This is a genomic window from Streptomyces sp. NBC_00557 (assembly GCF_036345995.1).
In the GTDB taxonomy this organism is placed as follows: domain Bacteria; phylum Actinomycetota; class Actinomycetes; order Streptomycetales; family Streptomycetaceae; genus Streptomyces.
The window spans coordinates 8,286,812-8,303,876 of record NZ_CP107796.1 but is presented as its reverse complement, the minus strand read 5'-3'; the positions used below and the strand labels follow the sequence as shown (position 1 = coordinate 8,303,876).

General features: G+C 70.8%; 15 protein-coding genes. 9 read left to right on the top strand and 6 right to left on the bottom strand.

Annotation, left to right across the window (positions count from 1 at the left end):
* Positions 1 to 114 carry a mycofactocin precursor MftA gene (gene mftA, locus OG956_RS36995; protein ID WP_330342383.1) on the bottom strand — a complete coding sequence of 38 codons (114 nt, stop codon included), beginning with the start codon at positions 112 to 114 and terminating at the stop codon, positions 1 to 3.
* Positions 115 to 496: 382 nt separating this feature from the next.
* On the opposite strand from mftA, the gene mdo reads away from it, so the two are divergent.
* The 5 genes from mdo (at position 497) to OG956_RS36970 (ending at position 6,278) form a co-directional block, all read left to right on the top strand.
* Positions 497 to 1,789, top strand: a complete 1,293-nt coding sequence (gene mdo / locus OG956_RS36990) for an NDMA-dependent methanol dehydrogenase (RefSeq protein WP_330342382.1) — start codon at positions 497 to 499, stop codon at positions 1,787 to 1,789.
* Between the two features lie 73 nt (positions 1,790 to 1,862).
* A complete protein-coding gene (locus tag OG956_RS36985) occupies positions 1,863 to 3,062 on the top strand; it encodes an AAA family ATPase (protein ID WP_330342381.1) in 1,200 nt (399 codons plus the stop codon).
* A gap of 26 nt (positions 3,063 to 3,088) precedes the next feature.
* Positions 3,089 to 4,606, top strand: coding sequence for a VWA domain-containing protein (locus tag OG956_RS36980; protein WP_330342380.1), 1,518 nt, complete (start codon positions 3,089 to 3,091; stop codon positions 4,604 to 4,606).
* Between the two features lie 34 nt (positions 4,607 to 4,640).
* Complete coding sequence (gene mftM / locus OG956_RS36975) at positions 4,641 to 5,567, top strand: mycofactocin oligosaccharide methyltransferase MftM (RefSeq protein WP_330342379.1); 927 nt, start codon at positions 4,641 to 4,643, stop codon at positions 5,565 to 5,567.
* 54 nt (positions 5,568 to 5,621) lie between these two features.
* Entirely contained in the window at positions 5,622 to 6,278 is a 657-nt protein-coding gene (locus tag OG956_RS36970; RefSeq protein ID WP_330342378.1) for a GPR1/FUN34/YaaH family transporter, read from the top strand.
* Between the two features lie 36 nt (positions 6,279 to 6,314).
* On the opposite strand, the gene OG956_RS36965 is transcribed toward OG956_RS36970, so the two are convergent.
* The 3 genes from OG956_RS36965 to OG956_RS36955 are packed head-to-tail and all read right to left on the bottom strand — an operon-like array spanning position 6,315 to position 9,632.
* A complete protein-coding gene (locus tag OG956_RS36965) occupies positions 6,315 to 6,980 on the bottom strand; it encodes a MadR family response regulator transcription factor (RefSeq protein ID WP_330342377.1) in 666 nt (221 codons plus the stop codon).
* A complete protein-coding gene (locus OG956_RS36960) occupies positions 6,977 to 8,347 on the bottom strand; it encodes a MadS family sensor histidine kinase (protein ID WP_330342376.1) in 1,371 nt (456 codons plus the stop codon). Before OG956_RS36960 ends, OG956_RS36965 begins: the two co-directional genes overlap by 4 nt.
* Before the next feature lie 10 nt (positions 8,348 to 8,357).
* The gene (locus OG956_RS36955; RefSeq protein WP_330342375.1) at positions 8,358 to 9,632 is read right to left on the bottom strand and encodes an iron-containing alcohol dehydrogenase; all 1,275 of its coding nucleotides are present in this window, start codon (positions 9,630 to 9,632) and stop codon (positions 8,358 to 8,360) included.
* 223 nt (positions 9,633 to 9,855) lie between these two features.
* Between OG956_RS36955 and OG956_RS36950 the strand changes: the two genes are divergently transcribed.
* From OG956_RS36950 to OG956_RS36935, 4 genes are all read left to right on the top strand, one after another.
* Complete coding sequence (locus tag OG956_RS36950) at positions 9,856 to 11,094, top strand: transcriptional regulator (protein ID WP_330342374.1); 1,239 nt, start codon at positions 9,856 to 9,858, stop codon at positions 11,092 to 11,094.
* Positions 11,095 to 11,206: 112 nt separating this feature from the next.
* Positions 11,207 to 12,724: an aldehyde dehydrogenase gene (adh, locus tag OG956_RS36945; protein ID WP_330342373.1), complete on the top strand. Its 1,518-nt coding sequence runs from the start codon at positions 11,207 to 11,209 to the stop codon at positions 12,722 to 12,724.
* Entirely contained in the window at positions 12,724 to 13,128 is a 405-nt protein-coding gene (locus OG956_RS36940) for a DUF779 domain-containing protein (RefSeq protein ID WP_330342372.1), read from the top strand. The genes adh and OG956_RS36940 overlap by 1 nt, the downstream gene beginning before the upstream one ends.
* A gap of 393 nt (positions 13,129 to 13,521) precedes the next feature.
* Entirely contained in the window at positions 13,522 to 13,947 is a 426-nt protein-coding gene (locus tag OG956_RS36935; protein ID WP_330342371.1) for an ATP-binding protein, read from the top strand.
* Between the two features lie 967 nt (positions 13,948 to 14,914).
* Here OG956_RS36935 and OG956_RS36930 read toward each other — a convergent pair.
* A complete protein-coding gene (locus OG956_RS36930; RefSeq protein ID WP_330342370.1) occupies positions 14,915 to 16,036 on the bottom strand; it encodes an acetoin dehydrogenase dihydrolipoyllysine-residue acetyltransferase subunit in 1,122 nt (373 codons plus the stop codon).
* Between the two features lie 8 nt (positions 16,037 to 16,044).
* On the bottom strand, positions 16,045 to 17,058 hold the full coding sequence (locus OG956_RS36925) for an alpha-ketoacid dehydrogenase subunit beta (RefSeq protein ID WP_330342369.1): 1,014 nt from the start codon (positions 17,056 to 17,058) through the stop codon (positions 16,045 to 16,047).
* Positions 17,059 to 17,065 lie beyond the last annotated feature (7 nt).

Sequence of the window (17,065 nt, the reverse complement as noted above, 5' to 3'; positions counted from 1 at the left end):
TCAGTAGACGCCGCACATGCCGTCGATGGAGACCTCTTCGACGAGGACCTCCTCGACGAGTTCATCGGCGACGTTGATGGTGTCCTGCTCGGCCCCGATCTGGTCCTCGTTCACGGCAAGCCTCCTGAAGGAAAAGGGGAGTTGGGTTGCGGCCGGTTCCGTCGCGCGGTGACCGGGCCGTACTCGACGCTACGGCCGGGCCGCCGCGCCGCTCACCCTGCTTCCGGCCGCCCTCACCCTGTCCGGTCGGACAGGTGTGCGGCGCCAGGGCCGGTGTCCGCCGGGCGCCCCGTCCGATCGGTCAGGTCGCGCCCCCTGCGTCCGCGCCGCGCAGCCGTCCGAGCGGCCGGTGTCGCCGCGCACCGCGTTCCCGGAGGGTGAGTCACGCCACCAACTCCGGCACGTCCGTGCTCCACCCCGGACATCTGCGCCGCCGGCAACGGAGCAGTCGACGCAGGACGCGCGGCCCGACCGCGCGGAGAGGACAGTCGCGATCATGCAGGTCGAAGAACTTCTCAAGCCGTTCCCGATCAAGGAATTCCACCCCTTCCCCCGGGCGCTGATGGGCCCGGGCGCCCATGAGCTGATCGGTCCGGAGGCCAAGAAGCTGGGATTCCGCCGCACGCTGGTGATGACCACCGGTCTGCGCGGCAGCGACACGGTGCACAAGATCGTCGAGTCGATGAAGTACCACGGCCTTGAGGTCGTGGTGTACGACAAGGTCGAGTCGAACCCCAAGGACTACAACGTCATGGACGCCGTGGCGCTGTACCAGGAGAACAAGTGCGACTCGTTCGTGTCGATCGGCGGCGGCTCGTCGCACGACGCGTGCAAGGGAGCCCGTATCTCCGTCGCCCACGACGGCCGCAGCGTCAACGACTTCGAGGGCTTCAACAAGTCCGAGAACCCCAAGAACCCGCCGCACATCGCCGTCTCCACCACGGCCGGCACCGGTTCGGAGACCTCGTGGGCGTACGTCATCACCGACACGACCACGGACCCGGACAACCCGCACAAGTACGTCGCCTTCGACGACGCCTCGGTGGCCAGCCTGGCCATCGACGACCCCACGCTGTACTACGACTGCCCCCTCGACTACACGGCGCAGTGCGGCTTCGACGTACTCGCGCACGCCTCGGAACCGTACGTCTCGCGGCTGGACTTCCAGCCGTCGCTGGGCAACGCGCTGCACGCGATCAGGCTCACCGCCCGCCATCTGCGCCAGGCGGTGTGGAACGGCCAGGACCTGGCCGGGCGCGAGGGCATGATGTACGCACAGTACATCGCGGCGCAGGCGTTCAACTCCGGCGGCCTGGGCATCATCCACTCCATCTCGCACGCGGTCAGCGCGTTCTACGACACCCACCACGGCCTCAACAACGCCATCGCACTCCCCCGGGTGTGGGCGTTCAACATGCCGGCCCACTACGAGCGGTTCGCGGACATCGCCGAGGCGATGGGCGTGGACACGCACGGCATGACGAAGGTGCAGGCCGCCGAGGCGGCGCTCGCCGCGGGCATCCGGCTGCTGCGTGACGTCGGCATCCCCGAGAAGTTCACCGACGTCCAGCAGGAGACCTACTCCAAGAACCGCCTCGGGCAGGGCCCGACGAAGTTCTACGAGCAGGCGAAGGTCATCAAGGGCGACGCCGCCGACGTCGACCGCATCACGAACCACGTGCTCGGTGACGCCTGCACCCCGGGCAACGCCAAGGAGTGCACGTTCGACACGGTGCGCCCCGTCGTCGAGCACTGCATGACCGGCGACCTGGACGACCTGCTCGGCTGAGCGCCTCGTGCCCGGGAGCGGGGGGCGACCTGGGACGCCGCCCCCCGCTCCCGCCCCATCGGACGGAGGAACCGTGCCCGCCACACCCGAGAACCCCGCGTTCGGCTCGGCCGAGGACGTCGCCGAGCGGTTCGCCGCCCACGGCTACATCGCCGACCGGCGGCTCGCCACCACTGTGTTCCTGCAGACCAGACTCGAGAAGCCGCTGCTGCTGGAGGGCCCGGCCGGCGTCGGCAAGACCGAGCTGGCCAAGACGTTGGCAGCAGCCAGCGGGCGCCGGCTGCTGCGCCTGCAGTGTTACGAGGGCCAGGACGAGAGCCGTGCCCTGTACGAGTGGGACTACGGCAAGCAGCTGCTGTACACCCAGATGCTCCGGGACAAGATCGGCGACCTCACGGCCGACGCCCCCGACCTGGCCTCCGCCGTCCACCGGATCGAGGAGCAGGACAGCGTCTTCTTCTCCGACCGGTTCCTCGCCCCGCGCCCGCTGCTGGACGCGGTGCGCGGCGAGCAGCCGGCGGTCCTGCTCATCGACGAGGTCGACCGGGCGGACGAGGCACTGGAGGCGGTGCTCCTCGAGTGCCTGGCCGAGTACCAGGTGTCGGTGCCGGAGATCGGCACGTACACCGCGAAGGTCCCCCCGTACGTCGTCCTCACCTCCAACAACACCCGCGACCTGTCGGCCGCGCTGAAGCGCCGCTGCCTGCACCTCTTCCTCGACTATCCCGACGCGGAACGGGAGTTGGAGATCGTACGGGCCAAGGACACCGGGCTGCCCGAGGCGGCCGCCCGCCACCTGGTGGACGTGGTGCGCGGCCTGCGCGAACTGCCGCTGCGCAAGAGCCCCAGCATCTCCGAGACCGTCGACTGGGCCCGCACCCTCGCGGTCCTGGGCGTCGACGAACTCGACCCGGAGGTTCTCGCCGGCACCGCCAACGTGGTTCTGAAGTACGAGCGGGATCTGCACCGCGCGCTGGAGGTCCTGCCACGTCTGGTCGACCCCAACCGCACGCTGCCCGCACCCGGCCACCACCACGACGGCCATCATCACCATGGCGGTCACCATCAACACGACGGTCACCATCACGGCCCCGGGCACGGGGAACCGGAGCAGGCCGACGGGCGCGCGGTACGGGCCGCCATGGACCGGCAGGGCCGGCACGACGAGGGCTACTACGGCGCCCCGGGCGCCGGACCGACGCACCGCCCCACCCCCGGCGCCGGCCAGGGCGCCCGAGCGTTCGCCGCCGTCACGCGGCGCCGCACCGACTGATCCGGGAGGCGTGCATGGAAGCCGGCGTGCACCGATTCGTCCGTGTCCTGCGGCTGTTCGGGCTGCGGATCTCCGTGTCGGAGGCGATGGACGCCATGCGCGGGGCGGCCCAGCCCGGCATGCTCGCCGGGCGCGAGACGCTGCGCGAGGCACTGCGCATGACACTCGTGAAGGACCGGCGCGACGACGCGCTGTTCGACGAGTTGTTCACCGCGTTCTTCTCCCTGCGCCCGGTGGCGGGCGACTCCGCCGGCCACGGCCACACTCATGCGCACGACGACCTGACCGACACCGGCGAACTGGAGTCGTTCACCGTCTCCGACGAGCCGTCCGAGACGCCTCAGCAGGGGCACAGCCACGGCAAGCCGTCCGACATCCGCGACTTCTTCGACCAGCAGGACCTGGCCCAGCAGTACAACCTGCACCAGGAAGCCAACAAGATCGATCTGGCGTCGATGACCGACGAGATCGTGCTGTCCAAGGACGGCGCGACCGGCGGGCGCGACGACAGCCCGTCCGTCCAGCTGGAGACCGAGCGGCTGCACGGCGCCGGGATCCCCGGACGGCTCGCGTCGGCGACCGGGCAGCCCATCGACGCGACCCTCACCGTCGCCCAGCAGGACGCCCTGCTCGGCCGGCTCACCCCCGAGACCGACGATGGTCTCGAACCCGACACGCCGAAGCAGCAGTTGGCGGGTGTCATCGAGAACCTGCCCGAGCTGCTGAAACGGCATCTCGACCGGCTGGCCGAACTGCAGGCCGTGGCCGTCGAGTCCGGCCGGATCGCCGAACGCGCCCGCCTGGAAACGGTGGACGAGGATGAGCGCGGCCAGTTGGAGGAGGCGCTGCGCAGGGTGGGCCGCAGCGTGCACGGCGCCCTGACCAGCCGCAAGCGCAACACCCCGACGGGCCGTGTCCATCCCGGCCGCACGATGCGCCGCAACATACGGTACGACGGCGTGCCGTTCCGGCCCGTCACCGTCACCCGCGCCGAGGACCGGCCCCGCCTGGTGATCCTCGCGGACGTCTCGCTGTCGGTGCGGGCCACGGCGCGCTTCACCCTGCACCTGGTGCACGGGCTGCAGTCCCTGTTCGGACAGGTGCGCAGCTACGCCTTCGTGGACGAACCCACCGAGATCACCGAGCTGTTCGCCGAGCACCCGCTGGAGCGGGCGCTGGGGCTGGTCTTCGACGGGCTGCCGGCCGGCGGTCTGCTGGACGTGGACGCGACGTCCGACTACGGCCGGACCTTCGAGACGCTGCTGACCGAACACACGCCGGCGCTGGGCCGCCGCGCCACGCTCCTGGTACTGGGTGACGGCCGCGGCAACGGCAATCCACCGCGGACCGAGGCGTTCGCGGAGATCACGCGGCGGGTGCGCCAGACCATCTGGCTGACCCCGGAGCCGCGTTACTCCTGGGGCCTGGGCGCCTGTGACCTGCCTCGCTACGCCGAGTACTGCGACCGCGTCCAGGTGGTCGCCGACCTCACCGGGCTGGAGCGCGCCGCCCTGCGGATGGCCACGGAGGCGACCGGCCGATGAACACCACCGCACACCGTCAGGGGAAGCCACAGCCATGAGTGTCCCGAGCCTGCGCAGCGCGATCGCCGCGCGCCGCATCGACCCGCTGGCACCGGGCGCGCCCGGCCTGTACGCCGACCCTCTGGTCCGCGTGATCCGCCACAGGCCCGTTACCGAGAGCGTGTTCCCCCCGCCGATCGTCCGTACCGAGCACTTCACGCTGCGCCGCCGTGGCCGCCGCGTCGAACTGGGCCACTCGCTGCTCCCCGAGCAGTTGGACAACGACCTGGCCGGGATGCTCGCCGAGGAGCTGTTCGCCCCCGGCTGGCTGTCCGGCAGCGATGTCTTCGAGCGGGTCTTCACGGGGGTGGTGCGCTCCTGCGTGGACGGACCGCTGCCCGCCTGGACCACCTTCTACGACAACACGCTGGCCCGCATCCGGCAGTACTGGCAGACCCCGGAGCCGGCCGAGCACTCCTCGATCGCCGGGTTCGCGCCCGTGTACCGGCGCACGCTGGACCTGGTCACCCCCGGCAGTGTGCTGGACCTGGGCTCCTGCTTCGGCTTCCTGCCACTGCTGCTCGCCGAGCGAGAGCGGCAGACGGTGATCGCCTCCGACCTTTCCATGGGCACGATGCGGCTGCTGGACACCGTGGCCCGTGCCCGGGGCCGCACGCTCGACGCGATGGTCTGCGACGCCTCCCGGGTGCCGCTGCCCGACCGCTCGGTGGACACCGTCACCGTCATCCACCTGCTGGAGCACCTCGACGCCGGGCACGGCGACGCCGTCGTACACGAGGCGCTGCGGCTGGCCCGGCGTCGGGTGGTGGTGGCCGTGCCGTACGAGGACGAGCCGACCGCCGCGTACGGCCACGTGCGGTGCTTCACCCCGGAGCAACTCGCCGACCTCGGCCGCCGCACGGGCCACCGCTTCTCGGTCGGCGCCTTCCACGGCGGCTGGCTGGTCGTCGAGCCCGGCTGAGCCGCTCCCCCACGAACTGCGCCACCCCGAAGAACACAACGCAAAGGAGCGTTCATGTCTGTCTCGGAAACGGACGCGGCAGGTGCCGCCGCCGCAGCTCACGCCAAGCCCCGGCCTCAGGCGGCGCCCGGACCGCTGGACGGGGATCCGGCGCTGATCGGCGTGCCCACCTTCGTGGTCGGTTCGATCGCCCTCGGTCTCACCCTGGTGGGCTATCTCCCGGCTCAGGCCACCGGAGCGCCGATCGCGATCATCCTGGCCGCCACCGCACTCGGCCAGCTGATCGCCGCGGTCTGGGCGGCCGCCCTCGGGCAGAGCACGGTCGCGGCGATCTTCGGTGTCTTCACCGGGTTCTGGCTCAGCTACGCGGTGCTCGTGCTCGGGCTCATCCACGGCTGGTTCGGCATCACGGCCGGCACCGCGACCAGGACACAGGGCCTGTTCCTTATCTCCTGGCTGGTCACGATCGTGCTGCTGACCGTGAGCACGCTCCGGCTGCCGGCCGCCTTCACCGTCCTGTTCACGCTGATCGACCTGGCGCTCGCGCTGGTGCTGTGCGCCACGCTCGACGGATCCAGCGGACTGCGGACCCTGGGCGGATACGCCGTCTTCGCGTTCGTCGCGGTCGGGTGCTACCTCTTTCTCCATGTGACGTCGCTGGCCACCGGAGGACGCGGACTGCCGCTCGGCCGCCCGGCCGTCGGCGGATGACCTGAGGGCGGGAGGCCGGGACCGGCCTCCCGCCCGTCAGATCACTCCCAGCTTGCTCGCCTCGTACACGACTTCCGCCCGGCTCCCCGCATCCATCTTGCGCATGATGTTGCGGACGTGGAACTTCACCGTGGTCTCCGAGATGTACAGCTCCCCGCCGATCTCCCGGTTGCTCAGCCCATGGGCGAGCATCTGAAGGACCTTCAACTCCCGTTCGGTGAACCTCGGCCGCTCCGGCTGCACGCGCATCGAACGCACCATCGCCGCGGCCGCGTGCGAGTCGAAGGCGCTCTCGTTACGGGCCACCGCGCGGATGGAGCGCAGCAGTTCGGTGGTGTCCACGTCCTTGACGACGTAGCCGCGCGCACCGTGCTGGATCGCCTCCACGACCAGCGAGTCGTCGAGGAAGGTGGTGAGCACCAGCACCGCCAGGTCCGGGTGGCGCTGTGTCAGCCGGGCGCACAGGTCCAGGCCTTCTGTGTCGGCCGCGGTGGACAGCTTCAGATCGAGCAGCACGATCGACGGACGCGTCCGTTCGACGACGGCGGCCGCCTCGGCGGCCGTGCTCGCCTCGCCGACCACCTCCAGGTCGCTCTCGCGCTCCAGGATCGACCGCAGTCCGTGCCGGACGATGGCGTGGTCGTCGACGAGTACGATCCGCAAAGCCTGCGTGGGTACGTGAGTGTGCTGCTCAGTGGTCATCCGTTGGCCTCCCCGACGCGCGTCACCGGCAGCGGGACGTCGACCCGCAGCAGGACTCCTCCCATGGCTGACCGGCGGATCGACAGCCTGCCGCCCAGTTCCTCCGCCCGGGCCACCATGTTCGCCAGCCCGCGATGGCGTCCGGCGAGATCGGTCGCCCGGGACACGCGCAGCGCGCGGCGCAGCTGAGCAGGGTCGCCGCCGCCGTCGTCTGACACGGTCAGCACGAGCATCTCGGGCAGATACCGCAAGCGCACCAGTGCTCGGCCGGCCTTGCCGTGCGTGGCGGAGTTGAACAGGGCCTCGCCGGTCATCCGGAGGATCGACTGCTCGGCCTCGGGCGGCAGCGGCGAGGGACTGCCCGCCACTCGTACCCGGACGTCGAGTTCCGTGGGCAGGTGCACTGTGGACAGCCGCTGCAGCATCACGGGGAGCGGGCCCGCCGGCTCCTGCGAGGTGTGGTGGAGCGCGTAGATCGCGGCGCGCAGCCGCTCCACGGCCTGCCGGTTGAGGTCCTTGGCCCCGGCCAGCCGTCCGGCGATCTCCGCGGCCTGTCCGCCCAGGCCCGCCAGTTCCGCGCGGCACACCTCGACGGTCATCCCGGCGCTGAGCACATACTGGGAGACGCTGTCGTGCAGTTCGCGCGCGATGCGACGCCGCTCGTCGTCGAGGGCCTGCCGCTGCATCGCGTCCAGCAGCCGTGCCTGCGTCTCGGCCAGCTCGGCGCTGCGCGCGGCAAGGTCCCGGGCCTGCCGCTCCGCCGCCTCGGACAGTTCCTCGGCGCGTCCGCGCAGGGTCGTCGCCGCGTGGAACAGGAACGTGTGGTGCAGCGCCACGGCGGCCTGGTTGGCGAGGACCCGCAGGATGGCCAGGTCCGTGTCGGCGACCTCGACACCGGCGCCGGGCTCAGCGGCGATGCCGCCGACCGGCTCGTCGTCCAGGGTCATCGGCGCGCGCACCCAGCCCCGGCCCCGGCCGGGCTCCTGAGCCTCCCACGGGCGGGTGCGCAGCAGCTCCAGATGGTCACGCACCTCAACGGGTATGCGGGTCTCGTCGTCGATGAACACGTCGTCGGCGTACAGCAGGAACCGTGGACGGGCGGCCCGCAACGCGCCGTCGGCGACGGCCAGCAGCAGCCAGCGGGCGCGCAGATGCTCGGCCGCGGTCCGTACGACGGTCTCGACCAGGGCGCGCGGCCCCTCCGCGGTGCGCACGAGGGCGCGGGAGATGCCGTCGAGCGCCTCCACGGTCCGCTCCAGCCGCTCGGTGGAGCGGACGTACGCCGGGTAGAAGGACCGCTTGCCGGACCGCAGTCCGGTCAGGACTCCCAGGTCGGCGGTCCGGTTCGTACGTTCGGGGGTGCTCACCGGGATCGCCTCACAGTGCCTCGCGGAACAGTGTCTCCACGTCCCGCACGTCGACGTCCCTGGGGTTGGTGGCCATGCACGCGTCTTTGAGTGTCGTGCGGGCCAGGACCGGCACGTCGCGCTCCGCGACCCCGAGGCTCGCCAGCCCCTTCGGCACGCCGACGTCGTCCGCCAGTGCGCGCACCAGATCCGCGAGCTGTTCGGCCACCTCCTGTGCCGGCACACCGGAGACCGGAAGGCCGGCCGCCGCGCCCAGCGCGACGAAGCGCTCCGGCCACGCCTCGGCGTTGAACCGGATGACGTGCGGCAGGAGCACGCCGTTGACCACGCCGTGCGGGGCGTCCAGCAGGCCGCCGACCTGGTGGCTCATGGCGTGCGTCGCGCCGAGGATGGCGTTGGTGAAGGCCATGCCGGCCTCCAGCGCGGCCTGGGCCATGGCGAGCCGGGCTCCGAAGTCCCTGGGGTCGACCTGGGTGCGCACCAGGTTCGCGGTGATCAGCTCGACCGCGTGCAGGGCGTGGTTGTCCGTCAGCGGATTGTGCGCCCGGGAGACGAACGCCTCGATGGCGTGCGTCAGCGCGTCCAGGCCGGTTGCCGCGTTGAGCCAGTCCGGCATGGTGGTCAGCAGCCGCGGGTCGATCACCGAGATCTCAGGTACCAGCGTGCGGCTCACGATGGTGATCTTGACGTGCTCGGTGGTGTCGGTGATCACGGCGAACTGGGAGACGTCCGCCCCGGTGCCCGAGGTGGAGGGCACCATCACGGTCGGGGGGATGGGCTGCACGACCTGGTCCACGCCCTCGTAGTCGAGGATGTGCCCGCCGTTGCTCGAAAGAATCGCCACGCCCTTGGCCGCGTCGATGACCGAGCCGCCGCCGATCCCCACGATCACGTCGCAGCCGCTGGCGGCGTACCGCTGGAATCCGGCCTGGACCTCATGGTCCTTGGGGTTGGGCGTGACGTCGCACCACACGACAGGGCGCAGACCGGCTCGCCGCAGGTGGGACACCGCCTCGTCCACCCAGCCTGCCTCCATCAGCCCGGCATCGGTGACCAGGAAGGGCCGGCGACCGCCGAGGCGCAGCGCGCAGTGCCCGAGCTCCGTGAGCGAACCGGGCCCGAACACGACCTCCGGCACGTGGAACTTGGCCAGCCGGGCGGACTGCCGCACAGCCTCCGCGCTCGTCCGCTGCGGCCCCAGGAGCTCGCAGCCGCACTCGTCGCGGCTCCAGTCGGCACTCGGGTCGTTACCGGCCGCCACCATGACGTGGGGCGTGAGCGACATGCGACCTCCAAAGGGCGGGAAGCCCGCAACGCACATGCAACCTTGATTTTACCGCCGAGTTGGTCGATAACACTGTCGTCCAACTGAAGACCACGCTAGGTGCGCGCGCCGGACTACGGCACCTGTCCGATCGGACAGGTGGTGCGGACCGCTCGGACGGGTGCGCCGGCGCGGTCCCTGCGGACAATAGTCGGTCGTCCCGGTTCGATGACAGGGAAAGCACATGTCACAACGCAGCGACCTCCGGAGGCGCAGGGCCGCGCTGGAGAGCGAGTGGTCCCGCCTGGTGCCGGAGATAAGGACCGCGGGATCGAAACCGAGCGGTCTGGAAGCGGTGCGCGACGACGTGACCGAATCGTGGGTTCGCTCGCTGAGCAGCGTGGATCCGGGCCGGGACAGCGCCCCGGTCACGGACGACGGCGCAGTGCGGCACCGCTGGAGCGGCTCGCCGCTGCGCCGGCCGGTCGACGGCCTCGCCGACGAGTTGCGCAGCATCGCGGAGGACGCCGGGTTCGTCACCGCGCTCACCGACGAGTCCGGCACGATTCTGTGGACGTGCGGCGGGCGGGCCATGCGCCGGCGCGCCGAGCGTGTCAACTTCGCGCCGGGCGGCCGGTGGGACGAGCAGGCCATGGGCACCAACGCGTTGTCCCTCGCGCTGCGCACCGGCCGCCCGTGTTCCGTCTTCTCGGCCGAGCACCTGGTGACCGCCCTGCACGACTGGGTCTGCTACTGCGCTCCCGTGCACGGCCCGGACGGACGCGTCCTCGGCGTTCTGGACATGTCCACCACCTGGGACCGCTCCAACCCCCTCGCGATGTCCACGGTGCGCTCGCTGGTCGCCACCGTCGAGGCCTGGCTCCGAACCGAGCCCCCATCGGGCCCCTGCGGCAACACCGGCCCCGTGAACCTCACCTGCCTCGGTCCCGGACAAGCCGTACGCAAGGGCGCTCCCCTCCCCCTGCGGCCCCGGCAGCTGGAGATCCTGACACTGCTCGCGCTGGAACCGGACGGATACTCCCCCGAACGCCTCCGTGAGGCCGTGTACGGCGACCGGCCGGTGACGGCGTCCACGTTCAAGGCGGAGATCTCCCATCTGCGGCGCGCCCTCGACGGCGGTGTCGCCACCCGTCGCTATGCGCTGACCACACCTGTGTCCTGCGACGCGGCCGACGTGCTGCGGGCGCTGGAGAAGGGGGACGCGGACACGGCCCTGCGGTTGTACCGGGGCCCGCTGCTGCCCTGGTCCGAGGCGCCGGGCATCGCGGAGTGGCGCACCCACCTCGAGGTGGCGGTGCGCGAGGCGGTGCTCGCCAGCACCCGTCCGGAGCACGCGCTGCGGTACGGCGAACGGGCCCCGTACGACGTGGAGGTGCACGAGCACGCTCTCAGCCTGCTCGGCCCGCGGGACGCCCGTCGCGCCGTCGCGGCCGGCCGCCTCGGCGCGGCCCTGCGCGACTGACGCCTCGCCCCCAGGGCACCAACCTCCCGCCAACCTCGGGGGCTCAGAGTGCACCGCATCACGACGGCGTGGGCCGTCGTACCGCACTCACCATCCCCCGAGGAGAGCCGCCATGGTGTACGCGCAGCCAGGAACAGACGGCAGCATCGTCAATTTCGCCCGGCGATACGACAACTTCATCGGCGGTGACTGGGTCGCCCCCGTGGAGGGCCGGTACTTCGAGAACACGACGCCGGTCACCGGTAAGACGTTCTGTGAGGTGGCCCGCTCCTCCGCCGCCGACATCGACCTCGCCCTGGACGCCGCCCACGCCGCCGCACCGGCGTGGGGCCGCACCTCCACGACGGAGCGGGCCAACATCCTCAACAGGATCGCCGATCGGCTGGAGGCGAACCTGGAGAGGATCGCGGTCGCGGAGACCTGGGAGAACGGCAAGCCGGTGCGTGAGACGCTGGCCGCCGACATCCCTCTGGCCATCGATCACTTCCGCTACTTCGCCGGCGTGGTCCGTGCGCAGGAGGGCAGCATCGCCGAGATCGACGCGGACACGGTCGCCTACCACTTCCACGAGCCGCTGGGCGTGGTCGGCCAGATCATCCCGTGGAACTTCCCGATCCTCATGGCCGCCTGGAAGCTGGCGCCCGCGCTGGCCGCCGGCAACTGCGTGGTCATCAAGCCCGCCGAACAGACCCCGGTCAGCCTGCTGCTGGTGGTCGAACTCATCGCCGACCTGCTCCCGCCGGGCGTGCTCAACGTCGTCAACGGCTTCGGCGTCGAGGCGGGCAAGCCACTCGCGTCCAGTCCGCGGGTGGCCAAGGTGGCGTTCACCGGTGAGACCACCACGGGCCGCCTGATCATGCAGTACGCCAGCGAGAACATCATTCCCGTCACGCTGGAGCTGGGCGGCAAGAGCCCCAACATCTTCCTGCCGGACGTGATGGCCGCCGACGACGACTTCCTTGACAAGGCCGTCGAAGGTTTCGTGATGTTCGCGCTGAACCAGGGCGAGGTGTGCACCTGCCCCTCGCGGGCCCTCATCCACTCGTCGATCTACGACGAGTTCATGGCCCGCTGCGTCGAGCGCACCAAGGCCATCGTCAGCGGCGACCCGCTGGACCCGGCCACCATGATCGGCGCCCAGGCCAGCAACGACCAGTACGAGAAGATCCTTTCCTACATCGACATCGGCAAGAAGGAGGGCGCCGAACTCCTCACCGGCGGCAACCCCCGCGCCGTCGCCGGTCTGGAGGGCGGCTACTACATCGAGCCGACGATCTTCCGCGGCACCAACGACATGCGCATCTTCCAGGAGGAGATCTTCGGGCCCGTCGTCTCGGTCACCACCTACGACTCGGTCGACGAGGCCCTGAAGATCGCCAACGACACGTTGTACGGCCTCGGGGCCGGCGTCTGGACGCGGGACGGCAGCACCGCCTACCGCCTCGGCCGGGAGATCAAGGCCGGCCGTGTGTGGACGAACTGCTACCACGCCTACCCGGCGCACGCCGCCTTCGGCGGCTACAAGAAGTCCGGCATCGGCCGCGAGACCCACAAGATGATGCTCGACCACTACCAGCAGACCAAGAACCTGCTGGTCAGCTACTCCGGACAGAAGCTCGGGTTCTTCTGATGGTCGCTCGCACCGGGCGCGTCGAGCTGACACCGGCCGCCGAGGACCTCGTGCGGCGGCTCGCCGGGACACACGGGCCGCTGATGTTCCACCAGTCCGGTGGCTGCTGCGACGGCAGCGCCCCCATGTGCTACCCCCGCGGTGAGTTCCGGGTCGGAGCCTCGGACGTCCTGCTCGGCCACGTCGCAGGGGACATCCCCTTCTGGATGAGCGCCGACCAGTACGCGTACTGGCGGCACACCCACCTCACCGTCGACGTGGTCCCGGGCCGGGGCAGCGGCTTCTCCCTCGAAGCACCCGAGGGCGTGCGTTTCCTGCTCCGCTCCCGGGTTCTCACCGACGAGGAGTGGGAACGCCTCGCCGGGGAACCACCCCTGCCGACCGGGGCGGACACCGACGGCTGACCCGTCGACCCCCGGGAGCAGGGACACTCGACGACCACCGCGCCGGCGCAGGCGGTGGCGACAGCGGGGCCGGACACCCACGCGTCCGGCCCCGCGACGTCCCACCCCTGCCGGGACACCCCTCCTTCCGGACAGGATGGATGCGCCCCGTCGCCCAGCTACAAAGCGCCGGACGACCGCGTAGCGTCTGAAGCGGCCTGGTGATCGGGGTTCCACCGGCAGGGGCCCGAGCCGACTGACCGCCGAGAGGACCCGACCACAGCGACCCCTCCTCCGCCATATTCGGGGCCGACCATGTGCACCGCACCCCTCAGAGAAGCGACAAGGCCGCCCGCCGGATCCGTCGAGGGACACCGGCCCGCCGCTCAGCCGATCGTCTACCGTGACCAGGGGATGACGCCCGCCGCTCCCGTCGACGCCAGGGCACTCCCCGGGCACCAGGCCCTCCTGGCCCTGCCGGCGGAGGCCCGGTGGGTTCCGGTGGCACGCCGCTGCGTCGTCGCCGTCCTGACCCAGTGGCGGTTCCCGTCCGCCGACCGGGAGTCCGCCGAGCTCATCGTCGGGGAACTCGCCGCGAACGCCGCCGAGCACGGCCGCCACGACATGACCATCCACCTGTCCCTGCACACGGGAGTCCTGCGGATCTCGGTGACGGACTCCGGCGTCCCGGCCCGGCCACGGCGTCCCCGGGATGCCGACCCCGACGAACACGGCCGGGGACTCTCCATCGTCGAACTGCTGGCCCTGGAGGTCCGGGTACGCCAAGGTCCGCTCGGCCGACGGGTCGACGTGGCGCTCACCGCGACCGTCACGGAGTGATGACACGACAGTGCCATTGCTCGGACATCGGAGAAACCCCTGACGACTGCTTGTGATCCCGGACCAGGCCGGACGGGCCGGGGTGGACGACGACGCACCGAGAGTGGCCGTCAGGCGCGGGACTCCATGCCGAGGGCGGCGAGGAGGCTGCGGATGCCGTTCGCCGGATCCCAGCCGCCTACTACTCGGACGTCCTCGGGGCGGCCCGTGCCGCGGCACCGGTCGAGGACATCACGGCGCGGCCGATGGCACAGCTGCCGGATGTCGCACGTGGCGCTGCCTCGTCAACGGCGTGCCACTCACCGCTGCGTTCACGAACCGCGGCCTGTACCTGACCCCGCCACGCTGTCCCCGCATGCCCGGCTCGTCGAGCGAGGCCGGCGACGCGGTCCAGGAGGCATGGCTGCGACTGGCCCGCACTGCTACGCACGACACCGACCATGCCACGGCGCGAGCGGCCAGTTCGGCATGGGTCGAGGCGCCTGCCGCCCAGCGCTCGTCCTCGGTGGCCTCGAAGGGACCGGGAAGTTCGGAGCGATAGAAACTCGCGACGCCACCTCGGCAGACTTGCGGAAGTCACCGGACACGCGCCGCGGAAGTCACCGGACACGCGCCCGGCACGCTCGCGCGCACCGAAGGGACAATGCCGCTCAACCCACATCCTCGAGCAGCGCGGACAACTGAATGCAGGAACACGACGAATGGGCCGCCGCGATCAGTTCCTCGGAACTGGTCCGGCCGGCGAGATGCCCGGCCCGAGTCGGCCACGAGACGGCGAAGGCCGTCGACTTCGTACTGTCCAGGGCTGTGCCGCCAGACCCGGAGGGCAGAGCACCGGTCCAGGTCGTGGTGGCGTGGCGGTGGGTCACGCTCGGGCTCCCTTGCCTCGGGATGACCGGGAGTGGTTCATCGGCCTGCCGGAGGCCTTCTTTTCTGTCCTCCGGCAGGCAGACGATGACTCGTGTCCTCAGCCGTCCAGGACCCCGGCGACGGCGTCGACCACGGCAGAGGGCTGTTCCATGTGGACCATGTGCCCTGCATTGTCGACATAGGTGACCTGGGCACGGCCTTCCAGTGCAGCCGCGTTGGCGGCCGGCAGCACCTGGTCCGCGCGGCCCCACACCACTGTCACCGGGCCCGCGAACTTCTGGAGCAGGCCGGCGGCGTCGATTCCCGGGCGGTCGCCGTCGAGAAGCGTGCCGAGCAGGCTGTCGAGCGCCTGCTGTACGCCGTCGAGCCGCTTGAACTTCATCAGGTCGTCGGCGAGTTGGCGGGTGACCTGTCCCGGGTCGGCGAACAGGTGGAGCAGGTGCGGCTTGAGTTCCCGCCGTGAGGAGGCGGAGGCGAATCCCCGCAGGTAGTCGGCGTTGATGGCGTCGCCGTAGCCGGCGGGTGCGACGAGGGTCAGCGACACGATCCTGCCGGGTTCGCGGGCGGCGGCCGCGGTGACCACGGCGCCGCCGAGTGAGTGCCCGACCAGGTGGACGCGTTCGATGCCCTGCTGTTCGAGGAAGCCGAGCAGCGCGCCGGCGAGGGTGTCGAGGGAACCGTCGCCGACGTCCTTGGTGGAGTCGCCGTGTCCGGGCAGGTCGATCGCGTGGACGGTCGCGCGGGTCGACAGCGGTTCCTGCACGAAGAGCCAGGAGTTCTTGTCGCCGCCGTAACCGTGTACGAGCAGCACGGTCTCCTCTGCGGTGCCGAGGGTCGCGTAGGAGATCGTGCGGCCGTCCACCTGCACTGCCCCGAGGGCGGGTCCGGCGACCTCGTCGACCGCTCCGGAGTCCAGTTCCTCCCGCGCAGCGCGCGCGGCCTCCTCGACCAGATCCTCCGGCACGTCGGCCGGAGCGATCAGCGCGATCGTGCCGCCGACGGGGACGTCCTCGTTCGTCTCGGCGATGATCCGCCGCACGACCCCCGCCCCCGACGACTCCAGCGCCCCGGTGATCTTGTCGGTGTCGATGTCGGCCAGGTCGTCGCCCTCGGCCACCTCGTCGCCCTCGGCCACGAACCAGGCGGTGATCTTGCCACTCTTCATCGACAGGCCCCACTTGGGCATGGTGACCTTCGTGATGGCGTCTTCGGTGCTCACAGGATCCGTCACTTCTTCCAGTCCATGGTCTTCTTGACGGCGTTGGCGACCTTCTGCGCGTCCGGGATGTAGAGCTGCTCCAGGGTCTGCGCGAAGGGCACCGGAGTGTGCGGGGCGGTGACCATCTCGATCGGCGCCCGCAAGGCGCCGAACGCCTCCTGCGCCACCAGCGCCGAGATGTCGGTGGCCATGCTGCAGCGCGGGGTGGCCTCGTCGACCACGACGAGCCGGCCGGTGTTCTCCACGCTCTCGAGGATCGTGTCGCTGTCGAGGGGACTGGTGGTGCGCGGATCGATGATCTCCGCCTGGACGCCCTGCCGGGCCAGTTCGGCCGCCGCCTCCTCGGCCACCGAGACCATCCGGCCGAGGGCCACGATGGTGACGTCGTCGCCGTCGCGGACCACGTTGGCCTCGCCGAAGGGGATGGTGTAGCTGTCCTCGGGTACCTCCCCGGTCATGTCGTAGAGCGCCTTGTGCTCGCAGAAGATGACCGGGTCGTTGTCGCGGATGGCCTGGATGAGCAGGCCCTTGGCCTCGTACGGGCTGGAGGGCAGGACGACCTTGAGGCCCGGGATGTGGGTGAAGACCGGGTACAGGCACTGGGAGTGCTGTGCGGCGGCGTTGAGGCCGGCTCCGTACATGGTCCGCACCACCACGGGTGTGACGGCCTTGCCGCCGAACATGTAGCGGAACTTGGCGGCCTGGTTGAAGATCTGGTCGAAACAGACGCCCATGAAGTCGATGAACATCAGCTCGGCCACCGGGCGCAGGCCGCGTGTCGCGGCGCCGACCGCGGCGCCGACGAACGCCGATTCCGAGATCGGCGTGTCCAGCACCCTTCCCGGGAACCGCTCGTACAGCCCCTTGGTCACGCCGAGGACACCGCCCCATGCGTCGTCCTCGCCGGGACTGCCCGCGCCGCCCGCGTTGTCCTCGCCCATGACGATCACGGACGGGTCGCGCTCCATCTCCTGCCTGAGCGCCTCGTTGACCGCCTCGCGATAGCTGATCGTGCGTGCCATAACCGTG